Source organism: Duodenibacillus massiliensis, from assembly GCF_900128485.1.
Taxonomy (GTDB): domain Bacteria; phylum Pseudomonadota; class Gammaproteobacteria; order Burkholderiales; family Burkholderiaceae_F; genus Duodenibacillus; species Duodenibacillus massiliensis.
Genome location: NZ_LT635859.1, coordinates 74,584 through 100,767, shown reverse-complemented (window position 1 = coordinate 100,767; position 26,184 = coordinate 74,584). Strand labels below are relative to the sequence as shown.

23 protein-coding genes are annotated in these 26,184 nt (G+C 55.9%); 15 read left to right on the top strand and 8 right to left on the bottom strand.

Translation table 11 applies throughout. The features are described 5' to 3' along the window. The first annotated feature begins 418 nt into the window (after window positions 1–418). Complete coding sequence (locus tag BQ7486_RS11605; protein WP_143183029.1) at window positions 419–631, top strand: hypothetical protein; 213 nt, start codon at window positions 419–421, stop codon at window positions 629–631. A gap of 141 nt (window positions 632–772) precedes the next feature. Here BQ7486_RS11605 and BQ7486_RS03440 read toward each other — a convergent pair whose 3' ends face one another. The 4 genes from BQ7486_RS03440 to BQ7486_RS03425 form a co-directional block, all read right to left on the bottom strand. Further along, window positions 773–1,915: an ATP-binding protein gene (locus BQ7486_RS03440; protein WP_074008984.1), complete on the bottom strand. Its 1,143-nt coding sequence runs from the start codon at window positions 1,913–1,915 to the stop codon at window positions 773–775. Window positions 1,916–2,056: 141 nt separating this feature from the next. Further along, window positions 2,057–3,343 (bottom strand): ATP-binding protein, encoded by a 1,287-nt coding sequence (locus tag BQ7486_RS03435; protein WP_074008983.1) that lies wholly within the window; start codon window positions 3,341–3,343, stop codon window positions 2,057–2,059. Between the two features lie 330 nt (window positions 3,344–3,673). Next, window positions 3,674–4,090, bottom strand: coding sequence for a transposase (locus tag BQ7486_RS11600; RefSeq protein WP_074008982.1), 417 nt, complete (start codon window positions 4,088–4,090; stop codon window positions 3,674–3,676). Beyond that, window positions 4,023–4,658: a transposase gene (locus BQ7486_RS03425; protein ID WP_143183028.1), complete on the bottom strand. Its 636-nt coding sequence runs from the start codon at window positions 4,656–4,658 to the stop codon at window positions 4,023–4,025. Before BQ7486_RS03425 ends, BQ7486_RS11600 begins: the two co-directional genes overlap by 68 nt. A 459-nt stretch (window positions 4,659–5,117) precedes the next feature. Between BQ7486_RS03425 and BQ7486_RS03420 the strand changes: the two genes are divergently transcribed. From BQ7486_RS03420 to potE, 12 genes are all read left to right on the top strand, one after another. Further along, the gene (locus tag BQ7486_RS03420) at window positions 5,118–6,824 is read left to right on the top strand and encodes a cation:proton antiporter (RefSeq protein WP_022373153.1); all 1,707 of its coding nucleotides are present in this window, start codon (window positions 5,118–5,120) and stop codon (window positions 6,822–6,824) included. A gap of 125 nt (window positions 6,825–6,949) precedes the next feature. Then, window positions 6,950–7,372, top strand: a complete 423-nt coding sequence (locus tag BQ7486_RS03415) for an NfeD family protein (RefSeq protein WP_022373152.1) — start codon at window positions 6,950–6,952, stop codon at window positions 7,370–7,372. Between the two features lie 14 nt (window positions 7,373–7,386). Continuing rightward, a complete protein-coding gene (locus BQ7486_RS03410; protein WP_022373151.1) occupies window positions 7,387–8,343 on the top strand; it encodes an SPFH domain-containing protein in 957 nt (318 codons plus the stop codon). Window positions 8,344–8,367: 24 nt separating this feature from the next. Beyond that, entirely contained in the window at window positions 8,368–8,862 is a 495-nt protein-coding gene (locus tag BQ7486_RS03405) for a hypothetical protein (protein ID WP_074008980.1), read from the top strand. A 10-nt stretch (window positions 8,863–8,872) separates the two neighbouring features. Next, a complete protein-coding gene (locus BQ7486_RS03400) occupies window positions 8,873–9,403 on the top strand; it encodes a hypothetical protein (RefSeq protein WP_143183027.1) in 531 nt (176 codons plus the stop codon). Window positions 9,404–9,405: 2 nt separating this feature from the next. Beyond that, window positions 9,406–10,716, top strand: coding sequence for an MFS transporter (locus BQ7486_RS03395; RefSeq protein WP_074008978.1), 1,311 nt, complete (start codon window positions 9,406–9,408; stop codon window positions 10,714–10,716). 21 nt (window positions 10,717–10,737) lie between these two features. Continuing rightward, on the top strand, window positions 10,738–11,904 hold the full coding sequence (locus BQ7486_RS03390) for an iron-containing alcohol dehydrogenase (RefSeq protein WP_074008977.1): 1,167 nt from the start codon (window positions 10,738–10,740) through the stop codon (window positions 11,902–11,904). 75 nt (window positions 11,905–11,979) lie between these two features. After that, window positions 11,980–13,398, top strand: coding sequence for a mechanosensitive ion channel family protein (locus BQ7486_RS03385; protein WP_074008976.1), 1,419 nt, complete (start codon window positions 11,980–11,982; stop codon window positions 13,396–13,398). A gap of 10 nt (window positions 13,399–13,408) precedes the next feature. Then, a complete protein-coding gene (locus BQ7486_RS12195; protein ID WP_235836721.1) occupies window positions 13,409–14,341 on the top strand; it encodes a nucleoside deaminase in 933 nt (310 codons plus the stop codon). Next, window positions 14,334–15,323 (top strand): S66 peptidase family protein, encoded by a 990-nt coding sequence (locus BQ7486_RS03375; protein WP_074008975.1) that lies wholly within the window; start codon window positions 14,334–14,336, stop codon window positions 15,321–15,323. The genes BQ7486_RS12195 and BQ7486_RS03375 overlap by 8 nt, the downstream gene beginning before the upstream one ends. Window positions 15,324–15,345: 22 nt before the next feature. Further along, a complete protein-coding gene (locus tag BQ7486_RS03370) occupies window positions 15,346–17,196 on the top strand; it encodes an ATP-binding response regulator (protein ID WP_084765633.1) in 1,851 nt (616 codons plus the stop codon). A gap of 182 nt (window positions 17,197–17,378) precedes the next feature. Next, window positions 17,379–18,728 (top strand): putrescine-ornithine antiporter, encoded by a 1,350-nt coding sequence (potE, locus tag BQ7486_RS03365; protein WP_084765631.1) that lies wholly within the window; start codon window positions 17,379–17,381, stop codon window positions 18,726–18,728. Between the two features lie 165 nt (window positions 18,729–18,893). On the opposite strand, the gene BQ7486_RS03360 is transcribed toward potE, so the two are convergent. Both BQ7486_RS03360 and BQ7486_RS03355 read right to left on the bottom strand, forming a co-directional pair. After that, complete coding sequence (locus BQ7486_RS03360) at window positions 18,894–19,559, bottom strand: response regulator transcription factor (protein ID WP_022373141.1); 666 nt, start codon at window positions 19,557–19,559, stop codon at window positions 18,894–18,896. A gap of 108 nt (window positions 19,560–19,667) precedes the next feature. Beyond that, window positions 19,668–20,495, bottom strand: a complete 828-nt coding sequence (locus BQ7486_RS03355; RefSeq protein ID WP_235836720.1) for a ZIP family metal transporter — start codon at window positions 20,493–20,495, stop codon at window positions 19,668–19,670. A gap of 334 nt (window positions 20,496–20,829) precedes the next feature. Between BQ7486_RS03355 and accD the strand changes: the two genes are divergently transcribed. Beyond that, window positions 20,830–21,711, top strand: coding sequence for an acetyl-CoA carboxylase, carboxyltransferase subunit beta (gene accD, locus BQ7486_RS03350; protein WP_074009224.1), 882 nt, complete (start codon window positions 20,830–20,832; stop codon window positions 21,709–21,711). 44 nt (window positions 21,712–21,755) lie between these two features. Then, window positions 21,756–22,652 (top strand): 4-hydroxy-tetrahydrodipicolinate synthase, encoded by an 897-nt coding sequence (gene dapA, locus BQ7486_RS03345; RefSeq protein ID WP_204206986.1) that lies wholly within the window; start codon window positions 21,756–21,758, stop codon window positions 22,650–22,652. Between the two features lie 179 nt (window positions 22,653–22,831). Here dapA and BQ7486_RS03340 read toward each other — a convergent pair whose 3' ends face one another. Continuing rightward, on the bottom strand, window positions 22,832–23,389 hold the full coding sequence (locus BQ7486_RS03340; protein WP_204206985.1) for an ATP-binding protein: 558 nt from the start codon (window positions 23,387–23,389) through the stop codon (window positions 22,832–22,834). 122 nt (window positions 23,390–23,511) lie between these two features. Then, window positions 23,512–26,139 (bottom strand): autotransporter domain-containing protein, encoded by a 2,628-nt coding sequence (locus BQ7486_RS03335; RefSeq protein ID WP_074008973.1) that lies wholly within the window; start codon window positions 26,137–26,139, stop codon window positions 23,512–23,514. Between the last annotated feature and the right edge of the window lie 45 nt (window positions 26,140–26,184).

Below are 26,184 nucleotides of genomic sequence, written 5' to 3'. Positions count from 1 at the left end.
CTCCGGTTGAGTTTTGCTTGGCCGGAGTTTTTTTCTGTCATTCTGTTAATCGATTAATAGATGGCTTTTCTTATTTATTGGCACGGCGCTTCTCAAACACTGGGACGGGGGTTTCTTAAAGATTGGGACAGCAGCCTAAATTTTTGATTCTTATCTACTGGGACACTGATTCTTATCTACTGGGACACTGATTCTTAACCATTGGGACACAGGAACACACCCCTTAATGTCAAAATATCTTTCCAGGAGTTAAACCACACCAGGAGAGATAAATGGGGGGTATCCTACAGAGCTACGAGACCGCATAGTCAAGCGTCTGCTAGCCAATGAGTCCAATACAAGGATGCTGTATCGAGGATGTAATGTTTTTTGTGTCCAGGCGATAATAGCGCTCCCGTAGGGCGCGAAAGGAATCACCGTGGCACACCGTACACCCAAAATAAACGACACCGTAAAATTTACCGACCAGCAGCAGGCCATTCTGAACGATGCCGTAGAGCAACTGATGGAAGCCGACGGCTTAACGGCCTTAACGCAGGCTCATTTCAACGAAGCGCAGCCTCCCTTTTCAAGGCACGCACAACCGCTATGTCGCCACTGTCGCAGCGGAGTGTTTCTGTTGGCTGCATAAGGAAGGTTGGAAAAGATCGATTACAAGAATTCTCCGTTATAGCGACGAATTTAGTCCGATTTTAGTAGATCGTAACGGAGATTTCTTGCATATCGCAAGGACTCAGGCTCTCAAGCAAGGTTGGAATGATCTGTTGAGTTCTCAAATAGTCCAAAGATTCATGACATCCACCGGGGATATCGTATGAATTGGGCATTCCGGATATGCTGCGACAAAAGCATCCCCTGGCTTGGCAACTTCTTCCTTGGACATCTTGCATTCAATTGCGGTCATTTTCCCGTCAACAACTTCAATAAAATCCAACTCTCTCGGCCGTCTGTCTGAAGTTCTCCAAAAATAGATTCTTGCGAAATCGTTATTCAGAGTATGCAGTTTCAGGCGCTCGGTGAATACAAAATTTTCCCATAAGGCACCAGCATCGGAGCGATTCGAGATGGGCGAGAAATCCCCAATTACAGCATTGCGAATGCCATTGTCGCAGAAGTAAATCTTCTTGCTTTTTTTCAATTCATTCGACAAATTTTTGGCGTATGAAGGACAAACCTTCACGATAAAGCATTGCTCCAGGAGCGTGATGTAATCTGCAACAGTATTCTTATTGAGTCCAATCTCACGGCTGACGCTGTCATAGCTGATCAGAGAACCGACGTTATACGCCAGATACAGCACAAGCTTTTCAAACTTGTCACCGAGGCGAATTCCGCCAAGGGAAAAAATATCCTTGAACAGCATGGCATTGCAATGTTCCATCAGGTTCTCTTTTGCGCATTCTGGGTCCATGCAAATTTCAGGATACATGCCATAAACCATGTGCCAACGGATATTTTGAGCAACCTTTCCCCAACTAGAGTTATCAGCAAGTTCCTTGGTTGATAACGGCCACATCTGAAGTGCCTTAATACGTCCAAGGGCCGACTCTTTCACGCCAGAGGCCAACTCGAAGGATGATGATCCAGTTGCAAAGATCATTACTGGATTCTCCAGCGTGGCGTTTATGTCTACCAGTCGCTTGAGAAGCAGGCCAATATCGGGTACTCGTTGTGCTTCGTCAATAACTAGTGCCTTTCCTTGAAGCAAAACATTCCGCAAGTCATCCGTGGAAGGAATGTTCAATGCTTGGATGTCGGTCAGGCTGTCACCCGTATACCATGTCGCAGAAAGAGAAACATCTGCTTGTTGCAGAAGCGTCGTTTTCCCAACACGGCGCGGACCAAAAATTACCATGGCCTTGGGCGGCTTGTGTTTCAAAATAGATGCTAGTAAGGCACGTTTGAGAAGAGCCATTGCAAGAATTCTCCGTTATAACGACGATTTCCGGCCGATTACAGACTATTATAACGGAGATTTCTTGCAACGCATCAAGGCTGTTGGCAGAATCTGTTGTCTGCCGGTCCTTCAAAAATAGCTTGATCAAGGAGATGGCCTTCAGGCCTTCCGTTCGACATCGAGAAGCCATTTCCAGGCGGGTATAACAGTTATGTCACCCATGTCGCAGCGGAGTGTTTTCTCTTCATCGGAAGTAATGATGATCCGGCGCTTCAGTTCGACCTCTTTTTCCATTTTGTCGAAGGCCCCAATTTCCCGGGCAATGGTGTCGGGATCAGTTCCCAGTCTGACGCAAACCTGAATGCCGATTTTCTCTTCCGGAATGTAGAAGTCTACCTCTATGTCCCGTTTGTAGAAAAAAACAGCTTCCTCGCGGCCGTACCGGCGCAGCAGTTCGATCGCAACAAGGTTTTCCAGCTGGTCAGACAGGTTGTCCTGTTTGAGAAGCTCGATGAGTCCGGTATCAACGAAATAGAACTTCGGATTGGACTCTCGGTCTGAGAGTTTCCCAATAATGTTATCAAGGCGAAGAATCAGACACGCCTGCTGAGCGAAATTAAGGTAGCTGATGCAGCTGTTTTTGGCCAGCGAAACGCCGACGGCTGTGACGATGCGCGTTAGCCTGGTGTACGACACGGGCTGGCCGACGGATTCGGCTATTTTCTTCAGAAGCACTCGTAGCGCGTAAAGGTTCTCGACTTTGTTGCGGACTGCAATGTCGCCGATATAGACCTTCTGCAAAATACTGTTGAGGTACTCTCTTGGATTCTGGAACTCTGCACATTCAGGAAATCCTCCAAAGCGCAGGTATTGTGAGAAACCGTTCTTTATCAAAGCCGTGCCGGCTGTTGAGAGACGGGAAGCCAGGTCCGAAGGAATGTTCTTGAATCCTAGAAATTCTCCGAAACTCAACGGAAAAACATTGATCGACATAAACCGTCCGCCCAGAACAGCGGCAACGTCTGTGCTGAGCATCTTGGCATTCGAGCCGGTGATGTAGATTTCCAAGCCTGTATCCGCCATGCGTCTCGCAAAACGCTCCCAGCCGTCGATGATTTGTATTTCATCGAGAAAGAGGATGGGATAGTCCTTCTTTCCGGAAATCTGCGTATGGCAGGACAAAATGCTGTTGAAGTCGCTGACGTCGAATCCCAGAAGCCGTTCATCCTCGAAATTGAGGTACAGCATGTCGTCCCAGCTCTTCCCGTTTACGAGAAGGGACTGGATCTTTTGATAGAGGAGATATGACTTGCCGGATCGGCGAACGCCGACCAGCACGTAGCGAGGAAAGGTGCCGATCTCGGTTTCTCTGGGAAAGACCTTTTTCGACGCCACAAGCTCTCGGTTGTCAAGCATCACCTGAATCAGTGTTTCAGAGGCAATCATTTCGGCGCATGTTCAATAGGATGAACAATATTATATATCGAATGTTTAGCAAAATGAACAAAGATACATGTTACTGTTCAATATGTTGAACATTTATCCTGAGTTCCATGTTGATTGTTAGTTCTACGGGCACTCCTTCCTTTGGGAATTCGTTGATTTACTAACCTGAATTTTGCACCAGCTTGATTTTTCAGAAAGGCAGGCTGGTGCAAGATCAAAATGCGAGAAAATTCTGGGGGCATCATGGCAAAAATTCACGCGGAGCTCGATTTTGGGTGCATTGCCCCCAACCCCCGATGGCACGCTCTGTGAGTCGGGGACACTCAGGCGTCAGAGTATCGGTATCTTGAAAAGCGCTCCCAGCTCTCGGGCTCCCGGCAAAACAGAGGGCAGCGTCAGTCGGACGGTGTTCATCGTTGAGCTCCATTTAGCAGTCACCAGGATGACAGCGGCTCTGAGCCGGGCAATGGAAACACGTACAGCTTTTTTCGCGCTTTCCTTCACAACGCCAAAGAGATAGTGCCGGGCCAACTTGAGCACCAGCAATGTCACCATGCCCAATATCATGCGGTCGCCGTTGGTGCAGAAGCGCGTTGAACTTGCTCTGCCGCCAAAGCAATCTGTTTTAAATTCTGCGATATTGAGTTCACAGTCAGCCGCCCGACCGCAGTAAAGGTCTTCATACAGCTTGGCAGCGCCGTACTCGGAATACTTTCCGTACCAGCCGTCTTCCCCCTTTTTTGACATGTTTGATGTTGGTCTGAATCAGGCGCAGATCCATTTGGTTGGTACGAGCGTCATGCTGTCGTCGGGCGATGAGCCGACGTTCCTGCTTCCAGGACTTAGCTTTGTAATTAACGAGTTCACCGATGGTGCGGTGAGCCATGCCGGTCGTGGTGAGTACCAGAGTCTTCCTGGCCCCGGCCCTGGGAAAGATGCGATGCTTTCGGTTGGCCCGAAGCAGTGCGTCCAAAAAACAGCAGTCGAGGCGATCAAGATCGTGTCGGGTTATTGAGTTTTCAAATCTGCAGAGGGTTGAGCTGCCTGCAGCATCATTAACCCCGAGTGCGGAAAGAAAGTCTTCGTCTTCTGTGATGACGTCGTGGTCAGCCAAATCCTCAAATCCGCAGATATGTGCGAAAACACGCTGCCGAAACATGGCTCCGGCGGAATACAGACTGCGGTCTTTCGGCTTGTGTGTCTGCTCCAACGCCTGCTCAAAGGGGGCCAAAAACTGAATCCGGGAGACCATATCGGCGACGGGCAGCAAGCCCGTCATCATGGTGGCGACAAACCGCCCGTTGGTGATCTGCACGCTGCGGCCGAACCCATCAGTTGTTGCTGTTCGAGTAAAATGCACGGAAAGGTCTTTTGTTTTGTTTTTTGTGGTAGAAAAATATTAACAAAAAGACCTTTTTCTTTATTAAAATCAAAATTTAAGTCATGGAAAGAGCGCTGTTTTTTCAGCGCTCATGCAAAATTCAGGCTAGCGGGGCATGCGCCGGCAGCGGATTAAGCTTTCAGTGCCTGACGGCTTCTGTCATTTTTCTCAGATACCGGGTTAAGTAGGTGGGGTTCATCGAGGTAAGACCGGTAAAAAATCGCTCGTAAGAGAAGGGTGCAGTGCCGGAGAGCCCGTGACTGCACGAAAAAAATTTCGTGCGCACGGGCTTTTTTGCGCGTGGTTTTTATACAATTTTTAGACGTGTTCAGCACTGTGCCGGAACACAAAAATCCCATTTCCCCACCATGCTTTTTCGGAATTGACGTTTGTATGGATCACTCGCTGCCTCTGATCTCGACGCTTGCGATTGCGTTCGGACTGGCTATCGGTTTCGGTTACATTGCAGAGCGCTGCCGCTTTCCGGCGCTCGTAGGCTACCTCGTTGCGGGCATCATGGCCGGAAAACACACCTGGGGGCCGGTGGCGGACATGAATGTTGCCTCGCAATTGATGGAAGTGGGCGTCATGCTCCTGATGTTCGGAGTGGGGCTGCACTTTTCCGTCACAGACCTTTTGCGCGTTAAAAAACTCGCCGTTCCCGGGGCTCTCCTTCAGATGGCCTCCGCTACGGTTCTCGGGGCCTGGATGGCGCACGAATTCTGGCAGTGGCCCATATCATCGGCCGTGGTTTTCGGCCTGTGCCTTTCCTGCGCTTCAACCGTAGTGCTTTTAAAGGCTCTGGAAATGGAGGGGACGTTAAACACCGTTGACGGCCGAATTTCCGTCGGGTGGCTCGTTGTCGAAGACATCATCTGCGTTTTAATTCTCGTGCTGCTGCCCGCCGCCGCGGGCCTTGTCGCGGGCAGCGAAAAGGCGGTTTCCTGGCTTGACGTTGCCTGGGTGATCGTCAAAACGTTTGCGCAGGTCGCAGCCTTTGTGGCAGTGATGATGATCGTGGGCCGGCGCTTTATTCCGTGGGCACTCATGAAGATTGCCAAAACCGGGTCGCGCGAACTTTTTACGCTCTCGCTGCTGGCCGCCGCAATCGGCATAGCCTACGGGGCGTCTCTGGTTTTTCACGTGAGTTTTGCGCTCGGCGCCTTTTTTGCCGGCATGGTGATGCGCGAAAGCCGTTTTGCGCACCGAGCGGCCGTGGAGTCGCTCCCCCTGCAGGACGCGTTTTCCGTGCTCTTTTTCGTGGGCGTCGGGATGATGCTCGACTGGCGTGTGCTCGTCAACGACCCCTTGGGCGTGCTCACGGTTCTCGCGATCATTCTGTTTGGTAAGTCGGTCGCGGTATTTCTTCTCGTGCACTTTATGGGCTACCCCCTGCACACGACGCTATCAGTCGGGGCAGCACTGGCGCAGATCGGGGAATTCAGCTTTATTCTCGCAAGCCAGGCGATCGCGTTAAAGCTTATGGATCCTTCCGTGATGAGCCTGCTCGTGGCAGCCTCCATTTTGTCGATTGCGCTTAACCCCGCGGTCTTTGCTTCCACCAAGTGGGGCCGGAGGTTTCTCATCCGGCACTTTGCGTGGGCGAGGCGCGCCGCGATGGTCGTTGACAAACTCTCGGTACTGCCGCAGGAAACCCCGAGGCGGTTGCTTGCGGGCCAGGTGATTCTCGTGGGCGAAGGGATGGTTTCAGGGGTTCTTGAAAAGAAACTGTCGGAAAAGAACATTCCGGTCGTGTGCGTTGTGGCAACGCCTGAAGCGGCCGAGCGCTTAAGAGAAGCTAAAAGGGCCGTGATTCAGGGCGATCCCGCAGACCCCATGGTGCTCGTGCAGGCGCATATTGCTTCGGCACGACTTTTGGTTCTCGCGGCAGGCGACCCCTTGTCGGTCACAAAAATCATTGAAAATGCCAAAGCCCTGAATCCCGACATCGAAGTGATGGTGCGTGCCCGGAACAATGACGAAGCCTTGCAGCTTGAAAAGACCGGCATCACCGGGGTCTTTAACGATAAGGAAGCGGCGGCCGAAAGCCTTGCGGGTGCGATCTACGCGCACTACGCGCCCAAAACCGAAGACGAGTGAGCCGCAGCGAATCGTCCGGGCAACACGCGCCCGTAAAAAACCGGTAACAAGCCGCGAAAAACCGCGGTTTTTATTCCTTTGTGTGCTAGCCTGATCTGCATCGAACCACACAAAGGAGTGTGAGTATGCAGATTTCTGCCGGACTTTGCTGGCTCGTTGCCGCGCTCATTCTGGGCGGGATCGACATGGTGGCAGGCACGTTTTACCTTTTGATGATCGGCCTGGGGTGCCTTGCCGGGGCCGTTGTCTACTGGGCGGATTTAAGTCTTGCCTGGCAGTGCGCTGCCGCATCGGTGTGCGCCGTGGCAGGGTGCCTTATGGTGTTTGGCTTTAAGGCCAAGCACCCGGAAAAAGATGACGCCGTGAGCCACCCCGATGCCGGTCATATCGTCACCGTCACAAAGGTTTCTGCCGACGGCACGGCCGAAGTCATGTACCGGGGTGCGTCCTGGCGCGCAAAAACCGCGGACGGCAGCCCGCTCACCGCGGGCTCTGCGCGCATCGTGCGTGTGGACGGTGCCGCACTTGTTGTTGAACCGATTGCCTAAACGAGAGTTTTTAAATGATCATCAGCGAATTTCTGATTTTTGCCGTGGTGCTTGCGGCGATTGCCGTCATTTTCGTGACGCAGTGCATTAAGGTCGTGCCGCAGCAAAACGCCTGGGTGGTGGAGCGTCTGGGAAAATTTCATGCCGTGTTAAACCCGGGGCTCAATATCATCATCCCCTTTATTGACCGCGTGGCCTATAAGCACAGCCTCAAGGAAGTGCCCCTGGACACCCCGAGCCAGGTCTGTATCACCAAAGACAACACGCAGCTCACTGTTGACGGTGTGCTCTTTTTCCAGGTCACAGACCCTCAGAGGGCAAGTTACGGGACGAGTAACTACATCATTGCTATTACGCAGCTCGCACAGACCACGTTGCGCAGCGTCGTGGGCCGCATGGAACTCGATAAGACCTTTGAAGAGCGTGACCTCATCAATAAGTCCGTGGTGACCGCGATTGACGAAGCGGCGCTTAATTGGGGTGTCAAAGTCCTGCGTTATGAAATTAAGGATTTGACGCCCCCGGCGGTGATTCTGCAGGCCATGCAGCAGCAGATTACGGCAGAGCGCGAAAAGCGCGCGGTGGTTGCTGCCTCTGAAGGCCGCAAACTCGAGCAGATCAATATCGCAACCGGTGAAAAGGAAGCGGCGATTGCGAAGTCTGAGGGTGAAAAGCAGGCGCAGATCAATAAGGCAGAAGGTGAGGCGGCGGCAACGCTTGCGATTGCCACGGCGACCGCCGAAGCCTTAAAGCGCGTTGCAGAAGCCACAAACGCCCCGGGCGGCATGAACGCCGTGAACCTGCAGATTGCCGAAAAGTACGTCGAAGCCTTCTCCGGCATTGCCCAAAAAGGCAACACCCTTGTTGTGCCCGCCAATATGGGCGATATGGCAACGCTCATTACGGGGGCTCTCAAAATTGTTCAAGGCTCGAAGTCGCCTGCTTCGCAAGCCGCTAAAATCGCGAAATAACAAATTTTTACGGGCAAAAGTGTCATGGGTGAAGCAAACCAGACCGCAGGAGCGGTTCAGGATCTCGCAGACGAACGCGTTGTTTATGCGCTGGTGTTTTCCTGTGTGGAACACCACGTGGAGCAGTTGGATGCCCTGATGCAGGAAAAGGTGACGGCCCAGGACTGCGCCAAGGCCGACTCTGAACTCGCCGGCAACCTCACGGGGATTCTCTGCGGCGCGCTGCCGGAGCACTTTAAGCCCGTGCCCGGGTGGAGTGACGGGGGACTCGGGAAGTTTCTCCGCACACACTTTGCCGATGAGATCGCGGCGCTTGATCCCGAGCACCGCGCGATTTTTGAAAAGGACGATGAGGCCTGCGTCTTTTTTGCCGTACTGCAGCTGCAAAAAGCCGTTTCCGAACTCATTGCCCGGGAAAACGAGGCGTCTGTGGAAGACGCTGAAATGAGCGGACGGCGCGTGCATGATTTCTGCAGCGACTGGGCCAAACTCTTTACCCCGTCGATCGCGTCGGTGTAGGAGGTAAGCCATGTCCTGTCCTTCAAGACGGTGCTCTCCGGGGTGCGGCTGCCATGACTTTTCAAGCCGCGCGGCGCAATTGCCGAGCCTTGTTTCCATTGAAGTCGTGGGTGACATTCTTTTTCAGGCGGTTCGCAACACCGTGCGGCGCGCGGTTTCGGCGGCCGCGGGCGACATGAGTCCCCAGGAAATCGATGAGGCGGACAACCGCCTCGTGGACTGGCTCGGCACCACGTTTTCGGGCGGAAACCCCCATTACGCTTCGGGCGAAGACTGGAATCCGCGGGGCCTTGCGGTCTTTCTGCGGGACATGATTTCCGATGAGCTCAGAGAAACCGCCGGGGCGGTGCCCGAAGACAACGAAGAAGTCGTTTTTGCGGCGGCCGCGGTGTTTCTGGCCGACCTCTACCGGATTTTGAACGACCTCTCCCGGTCCGGGGTCAACATGGACGGTGTCGAAAACTCTCCGCAGGCTGCGCGCCTCATCAACTTCTGGGCGAGGCTTCTTACCGGGGCGCCCGCCGAAGTGTTGCTGCATTAATCATGGCGCTTTTTGATCCGGCGGCTTTAAAGACGGGCGTACGTGTGCGAGAAGTCTGGGGGTGGGCGCTTTTTGATGCGGCCAATTCCGGCTACAGCACCGTCATTCTCACAGCCGTTTTCAACACCTATTTTGTGAGCGTCATCTGCGGTAGTGCCGACTGGGCGACCTTTTTGTGGACCGCGGTGGTGGCGGCATCCAACATCCTCTGCCTCATTCTGATGCCCGCCTTTTCGCGGGCAGCCGACATCCGTGCCGAGAAAAAGCGCTGGTGCTTTATCGCAACGCTTTGCTGCATTGCGGCCACGGCCCTTTTGACGTTTACGGGCCCGGGAACGGTGGTCATCGCGGCGCTTCTTGTGATTGTGAGCAACATCGGTTTCAGCGTCGGGGAATCCATGAATTCGGCGTTTTTGCCGGAACTTGCCAAACCCGAGTCCCTCGGGCGCGTGTCGGGCTGGGGCTGGAGTTTGGGCTACGGCGGGGGCCTTGTGACATTGGCGCTTTGTCTGATTGTGCTTCAGATTGCGGGGGCCTTTGATATACCGCAGACTGAAAGCGTCCCGGCGGTAAGCCTTGTGGTGGCGGTTGTTTTTGCCGTGACGGCGCTGCCTTTTTTCCTGTGGGTGAAGGAGCGCAGCAGCGCCAGTGCGGTCACGGAAAGCTTTACCGCAACGGTTTTGGCGTCCTTTAAGGAAATGCGGGGGACGCTGGAACTTATCCCCGCGTACCGCGATTTTGCGTGGCTTACCTGCTGTGGGTTTTTATATCAGTGCGGCATTGCGACCGTGATTGCGCTTGCGGCCGTGTATGCCTCGGCCGTCATGGGTTTTACCGTCACCAAAACGCTTATCATGGTGCTTGCCGTCAACATTACGGCGGCGGTCGGTGCCTTTTGTTTTGGGTACGTGCAGGATAAATTGGGGCACAAACGGGCCCTTGCGCTCACGCTTCTTTTGTGGATTGCGATGGTCGCAACAGCTGCTGCCGCGCAGGGCGAAGCTCTTTTTTGGGTGAGCGCCAACCTCGCGGGCCTTGCGATGGGGTCAAGTCAGTCCGCAGGCCGCGCGATGGTGGGGCTTTTGGCCCCTGAAAAGCGCCTTGCGGAGTTTTACGGCCTCTGGAATATGGCGCTTTGGCTTTCGGCTGCAGTGGGCCCCTTAACCTACGGGGCTGTGAGCTGGATGAGCGGCAACAACCAGCGCCTTGCGATTTTGGTTACCGGCCTTTTTTTCGTTGCCGGTCTTTTGGTTTTATCGCGCGTGAATCTTGCGCGCGGCACGGCACAGAAAAGCGCCGTGGTGAGTCTTTGATTTTTGGGAGAGTCGTGCGTCATGCAGAACTTCGTTTACTGTAATCCGACGGAACTTGTTTTCGGGCGCGGTGCGCATAAGGAAATCGGGATGCGCATGCTCCCCTGGGCCAAAGACGGCAAAAAAGCCCTGGTGATTTACGGGGGCGGATCGGCCAAGCGAAGCGGCGTTTTGGACGACGTTGTCGCGGGCTGTGAAGCCGCGGGCCTTACGGTGGTCGTAAAGGGCGGCGTCAAGCCCAACCCTGAAATGGATTTTGTGCGTGAAGTCACGGCCTTTGCCCGTGCGGAAAATGTGAACCTCATCATCGCTGTGGGCGGCGGCAGCGTCATCGATACCGCCAAGGCTGTGGCCGCTTCCGTGCCTTACGCCGGGGACGGCTGGGACTTCTTTACCGGGAAAGTGGTGCCTGAAACGTGCCTTCCGGTGGGGGCGGTCCTCACGATTCCGGCCGCCGGAAGCGAATCGTCAATCCGCTGCGTCATCACCCAGGGTAACGAAAAGTTCGGGATGGGTAACGGCGTGATCCGCCCCAAAGTGGCGGCAATCAATCCGGAGCTCTTTTTTACGCTCCCGAAAAAGCAGGTTGCGGCGGGCGTCATTGACATGATGAGCCACATCATGGAGCGCTACTTCACAAACACCCCGGCTGTGGACTACACAAGCGGCCAGGCCGAAGCCGCTTTGAAAACGATTATGGCAAACGGCCTTAAAGTGATGGAAAACGTCCGCGACTACGATGCCTGGAGTCAGGTGGGGCTTGCGGGCACCTTTGCGCACAACGGCTACTTCGGTCTCGGGTTTGAAGAAGACTGGGCCTGCCACGGCATGGAACATGCTTTGTCCGGGTGGGACACCACGATCACGCACGGCTTTGGGCTCGCGGCAATTATTCCGAGCTGGATGCGCTACGTGGCGCATGCCAACGAAGCGCGTTTTGTTCAATTTGCCCGCAACGTGATGGGCGTGGAAAAAGAGGGCCGTGCCGAAGAAGTGATTGCCCTTGGTATCGCCAAATTCACGGTTTTCCTGCAGAAGATGGAACTTCCCACGCGTCTTTCTGAGCTCACCGACAAACCGGTGCCGGTGAAGGAAATCGCGGCGCTTGCGACGAAAAAAGGGCCGCTGGGGCACTTTAAGGTTTTAACGACGGAAGACGTGGAGGCTCTTTTAACCGCCGCACTCTGAAGTCGTAAAAAAGCGGGCCGATGGTCCCGGCCGCCTCATGATTAACTGTTGTTTTTTTACACGGTCCCCACCGTCATGCCTACAACTGAATCAACATTAAATTTCATTCCGGAATTTCTCCGGGACATCGCAGGCCGGGTCCTGCCGCAGCTTATGTCAGAGCACTTCTGGATACAGTTTGCCGCCGTCGCGCTCGCCGTTTTCATTGCGGCCGGGGTCTCCGCTTTTGTCGGCAAAAAGCACGCCTACTGGCGCAGTAAAAACAGAATCAGCGAAAAATTTAACCGCCCCTTGGATTTTTTCTTCGGGATTTGTTCGGGTGTGGCGTTTTCACTCGCAGCGGCCCTGGTGCTGTCGCTTTGTGTGAACATCCTGCAGAAAACGGGCATGCTTGCCGCGGGCGGTGAACCGGTTTTTGCGCGGGTGGCGTATTCCGTCTTTTACGCCTGGGCTCTCATTATCATCATCCTGCAGGTGCTGCGCGTCATGATCGGTCCCAAGTTTGAAAACGGGGCGATTGAAAAGGGCGTCAAGATTGTCTTCTGGGTGCTCGCTGTTTTACAGATTGCGGGGATTTTGGGTAACGTCGTTGACGCCATGCACGAAGTGGCGATTCCGATCGGTTCGGGCTCACTCTCGCTTTGGTCGGCGATGGTCGGCGTCTTGACCGTTGCCTTGGCGCTGGTGGTTGCCAATTGGATTGCGGGCCTCATTGAACGCCGGATTATGGTTAACGGCAACATCGAGGTAAACCTCCGGGTCGTCATCTCCCGCGTGTGCCGCGTGGGGCTTTTAACCTTAGCCGTTCTCATATCGCTTTCCTTTGCGGGCGTGGACCTCACAATCCTCTCGGTCTTTGGCGGCGCGATCGGCGTTGGCTTAGGCTTCGGGCTGCAGAAGATTGCTTCGAACTACGTCTCGGGGTTCATTATTCTGCTCGACCGCTCTGTTCGTATCGGAGATCTCGTTGAAGTCGGCGCATTTCAGGGTGTGGTCACCAAGATCAACACCCGTTATTCGGTGGTCCGTAACTTAAGCGGCGAAGAGCTCGTGGTCCCGAACGAAATGTTTGTGACAAGTTCGGTGAAGAATTTCTCCGGCAGCGACCGGGCGGCAACCGGAAGCGTCGAAGTGGGTATCGCTTATGAAGCCAACGTTGACCGTGCGCTCGAGATCCTCCTTGACATCATGAAGTCACAGCCCCGCGTGATGCAGACGCCTGCCCCCAGGGTGGTGATCAGCGGTTTTGGCGACAGTGAAATTATGCTTAAGGGCGTCTTCTGGGTGCGCGACCCCGAGGCCGGCGTAGGGTCCCTGAAATCCGCGATTTTCCGTGAGGTGCTGCGGCGCTTTGCTGCAGAAAACATCGAAATCCCGTACGCCAAGAGCGAAGTGAAGCTCTCGGGCGCGGTGGCGCTCACCCCGGCCGCCAATGTTGAGAGTCAGCCGGCCGTAAAGCCCGCTGAAGTGAAGGCCGGTCAGGCCGTGAAGTAGGAAAGGCTGTATGGACGCGGCTGAGGCAAAGGCCATTACGGATGCGGCGCTCCTTTGGGAGCGGATGTCCTTAAAACGCGGCATTACGCCCGCGGGCCTCACGCGTTTCCCCGAAGAGGCACGCCTGCTGCGCGATGTCCTCATCGCGGCGGGCGCCAACGCTGGGGATGACACCGCAGGACTCACCAATTTCCTGCGCCGCATCCGCAGTTTCCTCAAACATGACGGCGGGTGGCTTGCCGCCCAAAACCCCGATATCACGGATTTTTTAAGGGCTTGCGGTGCCGTCACCATTGACGGCACCACGGTCCGTATTCTTCTTCCCCGCCTTTTTTCGGACAAGGATTCCTTTGCCGGCTTTGAAGCAGCTGTTTCTGAGCTTCGTCAAAAGCGCGCCCTCGAGCGCGCCGCGCGCCGCGCAACGCTGCAGGCGAAAAACAAGGCCGTCAATGCCCCGCAGGCGCCGGCTGTTGACGCCGCATTTGACGCGCGGTGTATGGCGGAAGCTTTAGCAGAAGCCCGCGCGGCGGCTGACCGCGGGGAAGTTCCCGTGGGGGCGGTCCTTGTGCATGAGGGAAGCATCATCGCGAGGGCCGGCAACCGCGTGAGAGAAATGAAAGACGCAACGGCGCATGCCGAAGTGCTGGTACTGCGGCAGGCAGGCCGGATGCTCGGCAGTGAACGTTTGACCGGGGCGGTTCTTTACGTGACCCTTGAACCCTGCCCTATGTGTGCGGCCGCGGCGGCCCTTGCGCGTGTTAAGCGCATCGTCTGGGGGGCAGACGACGCCAAATGCGGGGCGATTAAAAGCACCACGAACGTGATTGAGGCCTGCCGCATGAACCACAGCCCCCTCTGTACCTGCGGCGTGGAAAAAGAAGCGGCCGTCAAACTCCTGCAGGACTTTTTTGCCGGACGCAGAAAGGAGAAGGCCGATGACTGAGGAAGTCAAAACCGTACGCGATCCGCTTCTTGTGATCACCGCGCCCGCACGGGTGCCCACGCTGGGTGAGGACTTTGCGGCTTACGATACGGCCTCGGTTGACGCTTGTGAGGCTCAATTCCGGCGCCGCGGCTGGCGCGTCAAAGAAACCGCCAACGTCCGCCTCATGGATCACCGCTTTGCAGGAAGTGACGCTGCGCGGGCCGCGGGCCTGCAGGAAGCCTTTGACGAAGTGGACGCAGACGTCATTTTGTGTCTTCGGGGCGGCTACGGGACGGCAAGGCTCCTTCCAAAAGTTGACTGGGAGAGAGCGGGCGCGAGCTGCGCCGCGTTTGTGGGTTTGAGCGACACAACGGCCGTCAATTGCGCGCTTTACGCGGTAACGGGCAAAGCCTCCTGGCAGGGGCCGGTCGCACGAGCCTTCAGGCTCGTAAACCCCGCAAGAGACGCCGCCTTTGAAGCGGCCTTGATGAGTGAAACCTTTCACCTCAAGGCCTCTGTGACGGGCGAGGCGTTTAACGCGAGCGGCATTTTCTGGGGCGGAAACCTCGCGATTTTGACAAGCCTCGTGGGTACCCCCTGGTTTCCTAAGATTGACGGCGGCATTTTGTACGTGGAAGACGTCGCGGAACCGGCCTGGCGCATTGAAAGGATGCTGCTGCAGTTAATCCAGGCGGGAGTGCTCACGCGCCAGAGGGCGCTTATCGTGGGCGGCATGACCGGGGCCGATAAAACGGCGGGTGAGGGCGCCGGGCGCTTTTCCCTAAGTGACGCCCTCGCGTGGATTCGCCGTGAAGCCAAAATTCCCGTCGCCTCAGGGCTTCGCTTCGGCCATCTTGCCGATACCCTGACGCTGCCCTTCGGGGTAGAGTCTGATGTGGCTTCTGACGGCAGTAGCCTCACCGTGACTGCATACGGGTGCGCGTCACCTGCAAGTCTTCCCTGGAGGGAAGCGCCCCCGGCAGACCTTTGGTGGCATTAGAACTTTTTGTGGAGTACCGGCTGTGAAAACGAGCGTGATCCTGGAAAAACTACGGTCGTTCATGCGCCTGAGCCAGACCCCGGTGTCGGCGCACATGCTCGTGGAGCAGATCAGTCAGTCTCTGAGGCTGCAGCCCGTGGTGATTGCCACGCAGGCGGTGGCCGCTGTTGCGATTCTTCTTTACTTCTGGTCGGTCGCTTTTAAGCCCGTGCTTTTTGTCTGGGCGGCCGCGGTGGTTGCGGTGCTTTGGTACTGGACCGACTTTAAGCGCCGCTTTGCCAGGGACGACGCCCGGCAGACTAACGTCCGTCAGTGGATAAGCCGCTGGATGGTGCTCTGCGGCGCAAGCGGCCTTTTGTGGGGCGCGGCGGGCTTTGTGTTTCAGCTCATGGCTCATGAGATGCTTGATCAGATGATTTTGGTCTGCATCATCATTGCGGTCGTTTTTGCCTCCTGGCCCGCGTTTTCCTGCTGGTTGCCCGGGCTCACTGTCTTTACCGTGGTGTCTTTGAGCCCGGTCCTCTTGGTGCTTGCCGCGGCCTACGGCGTGGGGGAAGCCGCCGTGAGCCTCATTCTTGTGGTGGTCGCGGTGTGCGTGCTCTATTGCGGGCGGCACTTTAACGACATTGTGGCCCGCGGCGTTATCCGCGAGGCGCAAAACGCCCAGCTCGTGGAAAAACTCAGAGCCGAAAAGTCGCTCGCGGAAAGTGAGCGCCGGGCGACGGCCCTGGCAAGTGAACGCCGGGCACGGTTTTTCGCGGGCGCGAACCATGACCTGCGGCAGCCCCTGCAGGCGATGGGGATTTATCTGCAGATTCTGCAGGCGCGCGCGACCGGCTCGGACAAAGAAGCGGTGGAGCAGTTAAGTAAGACCGCGCAGACGATTTCGATGCTTGTGGAGCAGCTTTTGGAAGTCAGCCGCATCGAAACCGGCAACATCGAAGTCAAGTTTGAAAACATCCGGATTGCGGACCTCTTTAACGAGTTAAGCCGTGAGTTTGCGCCGGTTGCGGCCGCCAAGGGTTTTCTCTTTCAGATCCGGCCCGTGGACGCGATGATTTCAACCGACCCGCTCCTTTTATCCCGGATTCTCCGAAACCTCATCAGTAATGCTTTGAGGTACAGCACAAAGCCCGGCTCCAAGATTGTGCTTGGTGCAAGGCGCCGCCCCCAAGGGAAAATCCAGATCGGTGTTTACGATCAGGGGCCCGGGATTGAGGCCGCGGACCGCGAAAAAATCTTTGACGCCTTTTACCGCGGTAAATCCAGTGAAGGCATGGAAGAGGGGTTTGGTCTGGGACTTTCCATTGTCCGGGGCCTTGCGCAGCGGCTTTCAATCCCTGTGAGTGTGGCCTCCCGCGTCGGGAAAGGTTCTGTGTTTCATCTGAACTTTGTGGAAACGGAGAGCACCGTAAAGGCCGCGGGTAACGGCCTTCCGATCGCTTCGGGCCTGGATATCCGGGGCTCGATTGCGCTTCTTGAAGATAACGCGATCGTGCGCGATGCGGTGGTTCTCATGATGAAAAGCTGGGGCGCGGATGTGGTGGCTTCGGGCGAACCCGATGACGCCTTTATGAGTGACGTGATTGACCGGGCCACAAACGGAACCTTGTCTGCCTTTATTTCGGACTACAACCTGGGAAGCGGCAAGCCTACGGGCCTGGAAGCCATCTTTACGGTACGGAAAGCCTCGGGCCGCAAGATTCCCTGTGTGCTTTTAACGGCCGTAAACGAAGACGAAATCCGGGCGGCCTACCGGCAGCTATGTCTGAATCCCGACAACGCCGGGCAGGCGATGCCCGTCATCCTGCAGAAACCCGCGACCGCTGAGTCTCTGGCCTCGGCCTTAAGGCGCGCCGTAGCCGAACGCTGAAATTTCTGTTTTTGCGGGCCTTTTGTGGTGCAAATCCGACAGTTAGTGTGCGGCAGAAACCTTGCGGGTTAACACCTTGGGCATTTTGCTTAACTTCGTGTAGGCTCCGCATCAAACCGGCAGGGCGCTTTCTCTGCCGCATTTCCTTTTGAACTCACTTTGCGAAAGATACTGGCAAGACAATGACAACGCGCGCTGTGACCAAGCCCAAGATGAGCTGCCTGCAACTTACGATGGCCGTGATGCTCAATATGCTCGGCTCCTCCATCATCCTGATGCCCACGAAACTTGCGGAAGTCGGAACCTTATCGATTCTCTCCTGGGTCGTCACTATCACGGGCGCCACAACGATTGCCTATGTTTTTGCCAAGTGTGGGATGTTCAGCCGCAAGACCGGGGGCCTTGGCGGTTACGCCGCCTACGCCTTCGGTAAGTCGGGTAGCTTCATTGCCAATTTCAGCTACGGGCTGTCTCTGGTGATCGCAAACCTCACGATCGCGATCAGCATCGTGGGGTATGCGGTGGTTTTGTTTGATGTGCAACTCACTCCTTTGGAAGTGGGCCTTGCGAGCATCTTTGTGATCTGGATGTGCAGTCTTCCAAACATCGGAGGAGCGCGCTTTATCGGGTCGCTCGCACATCTTTCAAGCTACGGGATCCTCATTCCGATTCTCATTTTGATCGTCATGGGCTGGAGCGGGTTTTCGGTGGATCGGTACGTCGCCGGATGGAATCCCCAGAACATGAGTCTTTTTGACGGGATCTCCGCAGGGATCTCCATGACGCTTTGGGGCTTTTTGGGGTTGGAGACCGCGTGCGCAAACAGCGAAGCCGTGGAAAACCCCGAAAAAAGCGTGCCGCGGGCTATGGTTCTTGCAACCCTTGGTGCCGGCATTGTTTATGTGCTCGCGAACAACATCAGTTTCGGGATTGTCGACAATTCCGTTCTCTCGCGCTCAACGGCCCCGTTTGGGCTTGTGTTTGCCACGCTTTTTTCGCCTGAGGTTGGAAAAGTCGTGATGGCTCTGATGTGCCTCGGGTGCATCGGGTGCCTTGTGAGCTGGCAGTTTACGATTTCGGAGGTCTTTCGCGTCTCCGCGCATGAAGGGTATTTTCCGAAGATTTTCGGACAGGTCACGCGCCTTAACGTCCCGATGAAGGGGATTTTCATCATTCTGATACTGCAGTCCGCGGCGGCACTGCTTTCGATTGACCCCCGGCTTGAGCAGCAGTTTTATATTCTCAAAGACCTCGCGGTCGTCACAAACCTCGTGCCGTACCTTCTTGCCTTTGCGGCCGTGAACGTCATCATGCACCGCGCCTCAACAAACGAACGCGCTGTGGACACCAAAACCGCCAAACGCACGACCATGGTTGCGACCTTTGCGTCCGTTTATTCCCTCTACGCGCTATACGCCTGCGGCGAGCAGGCGATGATGTGGGGCGGGCTTGCGACGTTTTTGGGTGTTTGGCTTTACGGCTATGCGGCGCATTCGCTTGAAAGGAAGGGGCAGTTGCGCGGAGAAGAGTAGATGCCGGAAAACGCGCTTCAGGGGTGTGCACCCCTGAGTCGGCTCAGTGCTTCTTTTTTGTCTTTCCTTAATTCGAACTTTGGCTTTTCCGTTGCCAAAGCGCAACGTTTGTTGCTAAAAAGGGCCGAACTTTTCGGCCCTCAGTGTCTTTACCGATAAAACGTATCAGAGGTCAATCTGAAATCCCGCGCGCCGCGCAGCAATCAATGCCTCGGTACGGTTGGTGGCGCCAAAGGCGCGGTAGATCGCAGCAACGTGCGTCTTCACAGTCCCTTCGGAAAGGTTCAGTTCCCGGCAGATGCGTTTGATTGGCAGCCCGCGCGCAAGCGTCGCAAGCACGTCCTTTTGGCGTGCGGTGAGATGCACGGTCTCTTTCGGAGCTTCGGCGGTATCGGTGTTTCCCTGCGTTAAAAGCCCGGCCTTCTGGCTGTCAGACAAAAGTTTCGTCGGAATAAAGACTCCGCCTTTCAGTACAAAGTCAATGGCGGCCGTGAGCATCGCGGCGTCCAGTGACTTCGGTACAAAGCCCGCGGCCCCGAGCTGCAGGACCTTAAGGATATTTTGCTGATCAACGATTCCCGAGAGCACCAGAATCTTCATTGCGTTTTCCGCGGCAACGAGTTCCTCAAGTAACCCGGTGGTCGACTGAGCTCCGGGGAGGTTGAGGTCCAGAATCATGAGGTCGGTGTCGGCGCCGTAGGTGCGCGCAAGTTCCCGGGCTTCATCAGCCGTAGACCCCGTGTGAATCACGGCGTCCGGAAATTTGGCGGTAAGAAGTGCCTTTAAAGCGGAAACAATCAGGGTGTGGTCGTCAACAATGAGAAACTGCATGACGGGCTTCGTGCAAAAGATTGAAAAACAATCCGATATTTTAAAAAATCGCCGGCAGGCCCGAGCAGGGCACCGCCGGCGGTTGTTTTGCCAATTGTTAACCGGACTTTAGCCGAGCGACGTATCAAGAATCATCATGAGTAAGAAGCCCGTCATCACCGCAAGGGTCCCGGTGTCCGAATGGGAGTTAAGGTGCGCGGCCGGGATGAGTTCTTCCACGACGACGTAAAGCATCGCGCCCGCGGCAAACGCCAAAAGCCAGGGAAGATAGGGACTCACAAAGGGAACGATCGCGACCGTGAGAATCCCGAAAATGGGTTCCACGATGCCCGAAAGTGCCCCCACGACAAACGATTTGTTGGCGGAAAACCCGCAGCCCTTTAAGGGGAGGGCCACAGCTGTGCCTTCCGGGATATTCTGAATCCCGATACCGATGGCAAGCGCCGCAGCCGCGGAGTAGGCGAGGGGGTCGCCCGTTAACGCTGCAGCGGCAAAGGTAAGCCCCACGCTCATGCCTTCCGGAATATTGTGCAGCGTCACGGCAAAGACGAGCAGTGTTGTTTTGTCGAGGTCACACACGGGGCCTTCCGGCGTATTGCTGTCAGCGTGCTGGTGCGGCAGGAGCTTATCTAAAAGCGCCAGAAACGCCACCCCGAGCACAAAGCCCCCGGCTGCCGGAATCCAGCCGATGTCGCCTCTGGCTTCCGCCGCGTCAATCGCGGGAATTAACAGTGACCAGATACTCGCGGCAATCATCACGCCTGCGGCAAAGCCCAATGTGAGACTCTGCATGAACTGATTGTGCGTGTCGCGGATAAAGTACACGAACGACGCGCCGAGCGCGGTCATGGAAAAGGTAAAGCCCGTTGCGGCGGCAACGGCTGCAAAAGGCCCTAAGGCCATCAAAGAAGTAATCTGAGCGGCAAGGTCGGACATAAGTTTTTGTGTGCGGAATGCGCGTCAGACCGCAGGGGAAAAAGGGAAATGGTGTAAGGAGGCGCATTCAAATAAAAGTTGCGCTTATTTTAGGTCGCGGCGCCCCGGATTTTCGCGGCCTGAAGTTAAAAATCTATGGGCAAAATCGCTTTCCGTGTCATCCAATCGGCTGATGTTGGGCACTTTTTGCGACTGATACCGACAAAATCTCAGGCGTTAACGCGCTTTGCGGCTTAAAATGACTGAACTTATCTGCGGGAGACGTACTGAATGCGTCCGTGTCTCTGACGGACACTGGCTCCCGCCCGAACACGTAAAAAACACAAGACAGTTTATGAGTTGGCTCACACGTATCCTTCCGAAAATCTCCGCCAAGTCCAATGAAGGGACCGAAAAGCGCAAGAGCCCGATTCCCGCGGGCCTTTGGGTGAAGTGCCCCAACTGCGAGCAGGTGCTCTATCAAAGCGAATTAAAGGACAGCATCAGGGTGTGCCCCAAGTGCGGCTACCACATGCGCCTTTCCGCACGTGAACGTCTCAAGGCCTTTCTTGACTGGAAGGGAACGCACGAAGAAATCGGCGCGGAGGTAAGACCCACCAACCCCCTGAACTTCGTGGACAGCAAGCCCTATCCGGCGCGTGTGGCAGTAGCCCAGGCCAAGACTGATGAGACGGATGCGCTCGTTGTGATGCGCGGGGAACTGAGAAAAGAACCGATCGTAGCCGCCGCCTTTGAGTTTGACTTTATGGGTGGCTCGATGGGAAGCGTCGTGGGTGAGCGCTTTGTGCTGGGCGTTGAGCGCGCCTTACGTGAGCGCATCCCCTTTGTGACCTTTGCTAGTTCCGGGGGCGCCCGCATGCAGGAAGGGTTGCTCTCGCTTATGCAGATGGCTAAGACCAACGCGGCCGTGGGGCTTTTGGGTGAAGCGCGCATTCCTTACGTGTCGGTTTTAACCGATCCCACGATGGGGGGCGTCTCCGCGTCCTTTGCCTTTATGGGTGACGTTGTGATTGCCGAACCCCATGCCTTAATCGGCTTTGCCGGGCCCCGCGTCATCGAGCAGACGGTGCGGGAAAAATTGCCGGAGGGCTTTCAGAGGGCGGAGATGCTTCTCGAAAAAGGCGCCGTCGACATGATCGTGGACCGTCGGGAGTTGCGTCCGGTTATTGCCGAACTCGTTGCGCTTCTCGGCAAAAAAGCGACGCCTGCCGCATAAAATACGAATTTTCAAAAGCGCCGATACACAGGGAGAAAACAATCATGATTGCGCGCGGATCACTGACGGCGATCGTCACGCCCATGAAGGATGACGAATCGGTTGATTTTGACGCTTATAAAAAGCTCATTAACTGGCAGATCGAAGCCGGCACCGACGGCATCGTTTCGATGGGAACGACGGGCGAATCGCCCACGCTTTCCATTGACGAACATAACGCGGTTGTGGAGTGTGCGGTTAAGAGCGCCGCCGGGCGCGTGCCCGTGATTGCGGGCACCGGGGGCAACTCCACCACGGAAGCCATTGAACTCACGCGCTTTGCAAAGAAAGTGGGCGCGGACGCCTCCCTGCAGGTGGTGCCTTACTACAATAAGCCCCCGCAGGAAGGGCTTTACCAGCACTTTAAGGCGATTACTGAAGCCGTTGACATTCCGGTGATTCTCTATAACGTGCCGGGCCGCACGGTTGCGGACCTTAAAAACGACACGGTGCTGCGTCTCGCGAAACTTCCCTCCATCGTGGGTCTTAAAGACGCGACCGGCGATCTTGCCCGCGCGATTGATCTGATCAGAAGGCTTCCTGCGGCCACCGGGGGCCGCGATTTTGCGGTGTATTCCGGTAACGACGACTCGGCCCTCGCGCTGATGCTTGTGGGCGGGGCCGGTGTCATTTCCGTGACCGCGAACCTCTTGCCCAAAGAAATGCATCAGATGGCTGCGGCGGCCCTTTCGGGCGACATCAAAACGGCCCGTGCGTTAAATGACCGCCTGATGCCCCTGCATCAGAAGCTTTTTGTGGAACCCAATCCCGTGGCACCGAAGTGGGCCCTTTACCGTATGGGCTTAATCGGGAAGGCGATCCGTCTGCCGCTCACGCTCTTGTCGGAAGCGAATCAACAGGTGGTGGAAGCTGCGATGCGCGAAGCCGGCATGAAGCTCTGACGTTTTTCTGCCAATCTGTAAAGCAGAGGCCTTTACAGATTTTGGCAGAAAGGTTTACAGAAACCGAAGAAGCCCTTTGTAATCAGTTGGTTGCATAGGGCTTTTTGCCGGCTGAAGTTTTGGGTTTCTGTAAAGTCCCGTTCTCCTATGGTTCAAAATGGATGGCCGCAGTGTACTTTTTAAGAATTATTGGAGGACAGACAGTAGCGTACGGCTCGTGTTTTTCCGATGCGCATGAGCTCGCCGGAGGCAAGAAGGCCCTCGATGATTTTACGGGCTGTCGGACGGCTGACGCCTAAATAGTTTTCGATATCGGCGCGTGTGCGGCCGTTTTTGTCTGCTCGGACAAAGGAGAGTACTGCTCCGGCCCGACTGTCAACGGGGGTATCGGTTCTAGGCAGTTCAACGCGGAAAATGCGGACAATGTGCTGCAGTATGGGTTTGACGGCATAGGGTGCGTAGGCACGGAAAATATCTGAAAAACCGGAACCGGCTTTTTCCATCCACCGAAGGCGCAGAAAAAGGTCTGCAAGCTTTTCGTTCCGGCAGAAGCTAACTCCCTCAGTGAGTGCATCATCAAGAGTTATTTCCGGCGGAATGCCGCCGGGCGTGATAAAGACAATGCGCTTCGGATAAATATTGACGGTAGTTTGTATCGGTGAGGTGTAATCCTGGTGGGCCAGGGATGTCAAGCGACATAAGAATTGACCCTCAAAACGACATAAAAATTGACCCACCTCCAAAAGGGACAAAAGAACGGCATTTGACGTGCCGACCCGGAACGGCCGACAATCCCGAAGGACTGCCGGCCGTTTTGAGTCATCCGCAAGCGGTCAAGCTTGCATCAGAAGGATGCTTCTTAGAAGTTGAAGCGAACGTTGGCGAAGATGCCGTGGGTCTTAATGTCGTTACCCCAAGCACCGGAGTAGGACACGCCAACCGTGGCATGCTTGGCAACCTGGCCCGTGATGCCGAGACCGACATTGAACTGATCCTGGAGTTCGTTGCCTTCGATCTTGGCGAACTGGCCGTCAGCGCCCATCTGGACGTTGGCAACAGCTTCGGTATCTCCGAAGTAGTGCGACCAGCCGAGGTCGGCCTTAACGGCGACCGGCATGGTGCCCATCATGAACGGCATGGAGGTGCGAACGCCGAGCGTGGCGATCTGGATGTCGTCCTTGATGTCTGCGGTCTTGAACTGCTGGCCCATGGCAACGTCCGTAGCGCCGTCAGCCTTTACGTGGGCCCACGTGAAGCCGACGTACGGGGAAACCTTGGCGACGCTCAGGTCGAAGTTGTAGGCACCTTCAACAAAGCCCTGGAGGACGGAAGCCTTTTCGCTGTGAGCCGTGCCGGCACCGTTGAGAGCGCGCTTCGTGTCGCGGTCTTCATCCGTGTAGGCAACGCCGTACGTAATCGTGGCGTCAGCGATGTCGGTAAGACCATAGATACCGAAGTGCATGTCATCGGCGTCAATCTTGCTCAGACCGGACTTGTAGTTGGACGTGCCATAGCCGAAGAAGGCGCCGACCTTGGTGTTGTCGACGACAATCGCTTCAGCGCCGAGGAAGCCCGTGCGGAAGTCAACGTCCATCGTGGACTTGGTGCCGTCGGCTTCGCCCCAGTGACCGATGCCGGCAGCCCAGATACGGGCACGACCGTTGTCGATTTCAACGGAGCGGCCTTCACCCATGCCGCGAGCCTGATCCATGACAGCCTGGCTGACGGCGGTCGAGTTCATCACGAGACCGTTGCGAGCCGTGGCATAGAAGTCGTCGTCCAGAGCGCTGTAGACCGCGGTAACGCTGTCGCCATTGGTGGCGGCGAGAATGTTGGCCGTGAGGTCATTGCCGGAAGCCGCGATCGCGGTGGCGATGCGGCGCTGGTTTTCCGTCTTGGCGAAGGATTCGAACGTGGTGTCGGCCTTCTTCATCTTGACAGTGAGCGTGCCGCCGGCGAGGGCGTGGGAGTCAAATTCGAAGAAGAGGGAGTCGGTAACGACGTTGTCGGCCGTCAGACCGTCAAAGGCGGTGGTAGCGTTGTTGGCCGTGAACTTGCCGGCAACAGCTGCGCGGGCGTTGTCACCGTTGTAGATGGCGAGAAGGTCATCGGCGTTGGCACCGGCCAGACCGACCACAACCTTCTTGGCGCCCGTGAAGTTGACCTGTTTGACCGCAACGGTGGAAGCTGCATCAATATAGAGGGAGCCGCCGTTCTTGATGTCGATGTCGAGTTCCTTGGCACCGGCCTTGGCGCTTTCAAGCTTGCCCTTCATCGTGAACTTGTCGTCGTACTTTTCAAGAACGCCGAACGTCCCGCCTTCAACCGTCACCTTGTTGTCCGTACCGATGGATTCGGCAAAGGCGAGGAGCTTGCCGCCCTTGACGGTGGTCGTGCCTTCATAGGTGTTGTTACCGGTCATGACGAGCGTGCCTTCGCCCATCTTGACGAGAGAACCCTTGTACGTACGAGCGTTGATGGCGTCAATGCGCTTCTGGAAGTAGTCCTTACGCCACTGGATGGCGTCGGCTTCGGAGATCGTCTTTTTGTCGCCGATGCCCTTGAGGGTGTCGGGCGAGGTGAGGATGATGTCGCCGATGAGTTTCTTTTCAGCGTCCGTGTAGGTGTCGTCAAGCTTCAGAGGCGTGCCGTGGTCGAGCCACTTCTGGGCAGCATTCTTCCAAGCGGTATCTTCTCTCTGGCGCTGAGCGAGAGCCACGGCGGAGATGTTGTTGGACCACACGTCGAGCGAACCGCCCTTCATGTTGTATTCGAAGTTGCTCAGGAGCTGGCCGGGACCATACATGCCCTTGTTCAGGTCGGGAACACCCCAACCCATGCGGTCGGAAACTTCACCTTCCTTGGGCGTCGAGCCGTCGGTGTTGATCCAGCCTTCCATGAGGGAGCCGTCAGTGTTCGTGTGCTTGGCCGTCGTGAGAAGGACTTCGCGAACCTGAAGCGCATCCATTTCGGCGTAGCGGGACAACAGAACGCCGAAGGCGCCGGTCACGTGAGGAGCAGCCATCGAGGTGCCGCTCCAAGCTGCGTAGGTGTAGTCGCCGAGCTGCTTGCCTGCACCTACACCAGAACCAGGTTCAACATAGCTGCCTTCCACAACGGCGGAAGAGTAGATGGCGTTGCCCGGAGCGGTGAGAGTCCACCACTTGCCTGTACCGGCTTCGTTGAAGGTCTTGATGAGTTCAAGCTTCTTGCCGTCGGCAGACTGCTTCAGACCAGCCACGGCGATCCACTGGTTTTCTGCTTCCGGATTGAAGTACGGATAGTTCGGACGGAAGAACGGGTTGGCAATGTCGCGGTTGCCGGTGGTCATCACCTGAACAACCTTCTTGCCCTTGACGGCATCCCAAGCGGAGTCAACAAAGTTCTTGTTGAGCTTGCCATCGGCATCTTTGCCGTAGACGTTGTTGAAGAGGAAGTATTCGTATTCGGACTGAGCAGCCGTGTCAACCGGGAAGTGAACGGTCACGTTACCATTGTCAGGACCATAGAGTAGCCAGTTGCCCTTCTTATC

What these genes read in the sequence shown, in the direction of transcription:
- BQ7486_RS03385 (WP_074008976.1), top strand. Translation starts at nt 11,980, where the DNA reads ATGCCTACAACTGAATCAACATTAAATTTCATTCCGGAATTTCTCCGG.
- BQ7486_RS03390 (WP_074008977.1), top strand. Translation starts at nt 10,738, where the DNA reads ATGCAGAACTTCGTTTACTGTAATCCGACGGAACTTGTTTTCGGGCGC.
- BQ7486_RS12195 (WP_235836721.1), top strand. Translation starts at nt 13,409, where the DNA reads ATGGACGCGGCTGAGGCAAAGGCCATTACGGATGCGGCGCTCCTTTGG.
- BQ7486_RS03360 (WP_022373141.1), bottom strand. Translation starts at nt 19,559, where the DNA reads ATGCAGTTTCTCATTGTTGACGACCACACCCTGATTGTTTCCGCTTTA.
- accD (WP_074009224.1), top strand. Translation starts at nt 20,830, where the DNA reads ATGAGTTGGCTCACACGTATCCTTCCGAAAATCTCCGCCAAGTCCAAT.
- BQ7486_RS03375 (WP_074008975.1), top strand. Translation starts at nt 14,334, where the DNA reads ATGACTGAGGAAGTCAAAACCGTACGCGATCCGCTTCTTGTGATCACC.
- BQ7486_RS03420 (WP_022373153.1), top strand. Translation starts at nt 5,118, where the DNA reads ATGGATCACTCGCTGCCTCTGATCTCGACGCTTGCGATTGCGTTCGGA.
- BQ7486_RS11600 (WP_074008982.1), bottom strand. Translation starts at nt 4,090, where the DNA reads ATGTCAAAAAAGGGGGAAGACGGCTGGTACGGAAAGTATTCCGAGTAC.
- BQ7486_RS03405 (WP_074008980.1), top strand. Translation starts at nt 8,368, where the DNA reads ATGGGTGAAGCAAACCAGACCGCAGGAGCGGTTCAGGATCTCGCAGAC.
- dapA (WP_204206986.1), top strand. Translation starts at nt 21,756, where the DNA reads ATGATTGCGCGCGGATCACTGACGGCGATCGTCACGCCCATGAAGGAT.
- BQ7486_RS03435 (WP_074008983.1), bottom strand. Translation starts at nt 3,343, where the DNA reads ATGATTGCCTCTGAAACACTGATTCAGGTGATGCTTGACAACCGAGAG.
- BQ7486_RS03400 (WP_143183027.1), top strand. Translation starts at nt 8,873, where the DNA reads ATGTCCTGTCCTTCAAGACGGTGCTCTCCGGGGTGCGGCTGCCATGAC.
- BQ7486_RS03410 (WP_022373151.1), top strand. Translation starts at nt 7,387, where the DNA reads ATGATCATCAGCGAATTTCTGATTTTTGCCGTGGTGCTTGCGGCGATT.
- BQ7486_RS03395 (WP_074008978.1), top strand. Translation starts at nt 9,406, where the DNA reads ATGGCGCTTTTTGATCCGGCGGCTTTAAAGACGGGCGTACGTGTGCGA.
- BQ7486_RS03355 (WP_235836720.1), bottom strand. Translation starts at nt 20,495, where the DNA reads ATGTCCGACCTTGCCGCTCAGATTACTTCTTTGATGGCCTTAGGGCCT.
- BQ7486_RS03415 (WP_022373152.1), top strand. Translation starts at nt 6,950, where the DNA reads ATGCAGATTTCTGCCGGACTTTGCTGGCTCGTTGCCGCGCTCATTCTG.
- potE (WP_084765631.1), top strand. Translation starts at nt 17,379, where the DNA reads ATGACAACGCGCGCTGTGACCAAGCCCAAGATGAGCTGCCTGCAACTT.
- BQ7486_RS03440 (WP_074008984.1), bottom strand. Translation starts at nt 1,915, where the DNA reads ATGGCTCTTCTCAAACGTGCCTTACTAGCATCTATTTTGAAACACAAG.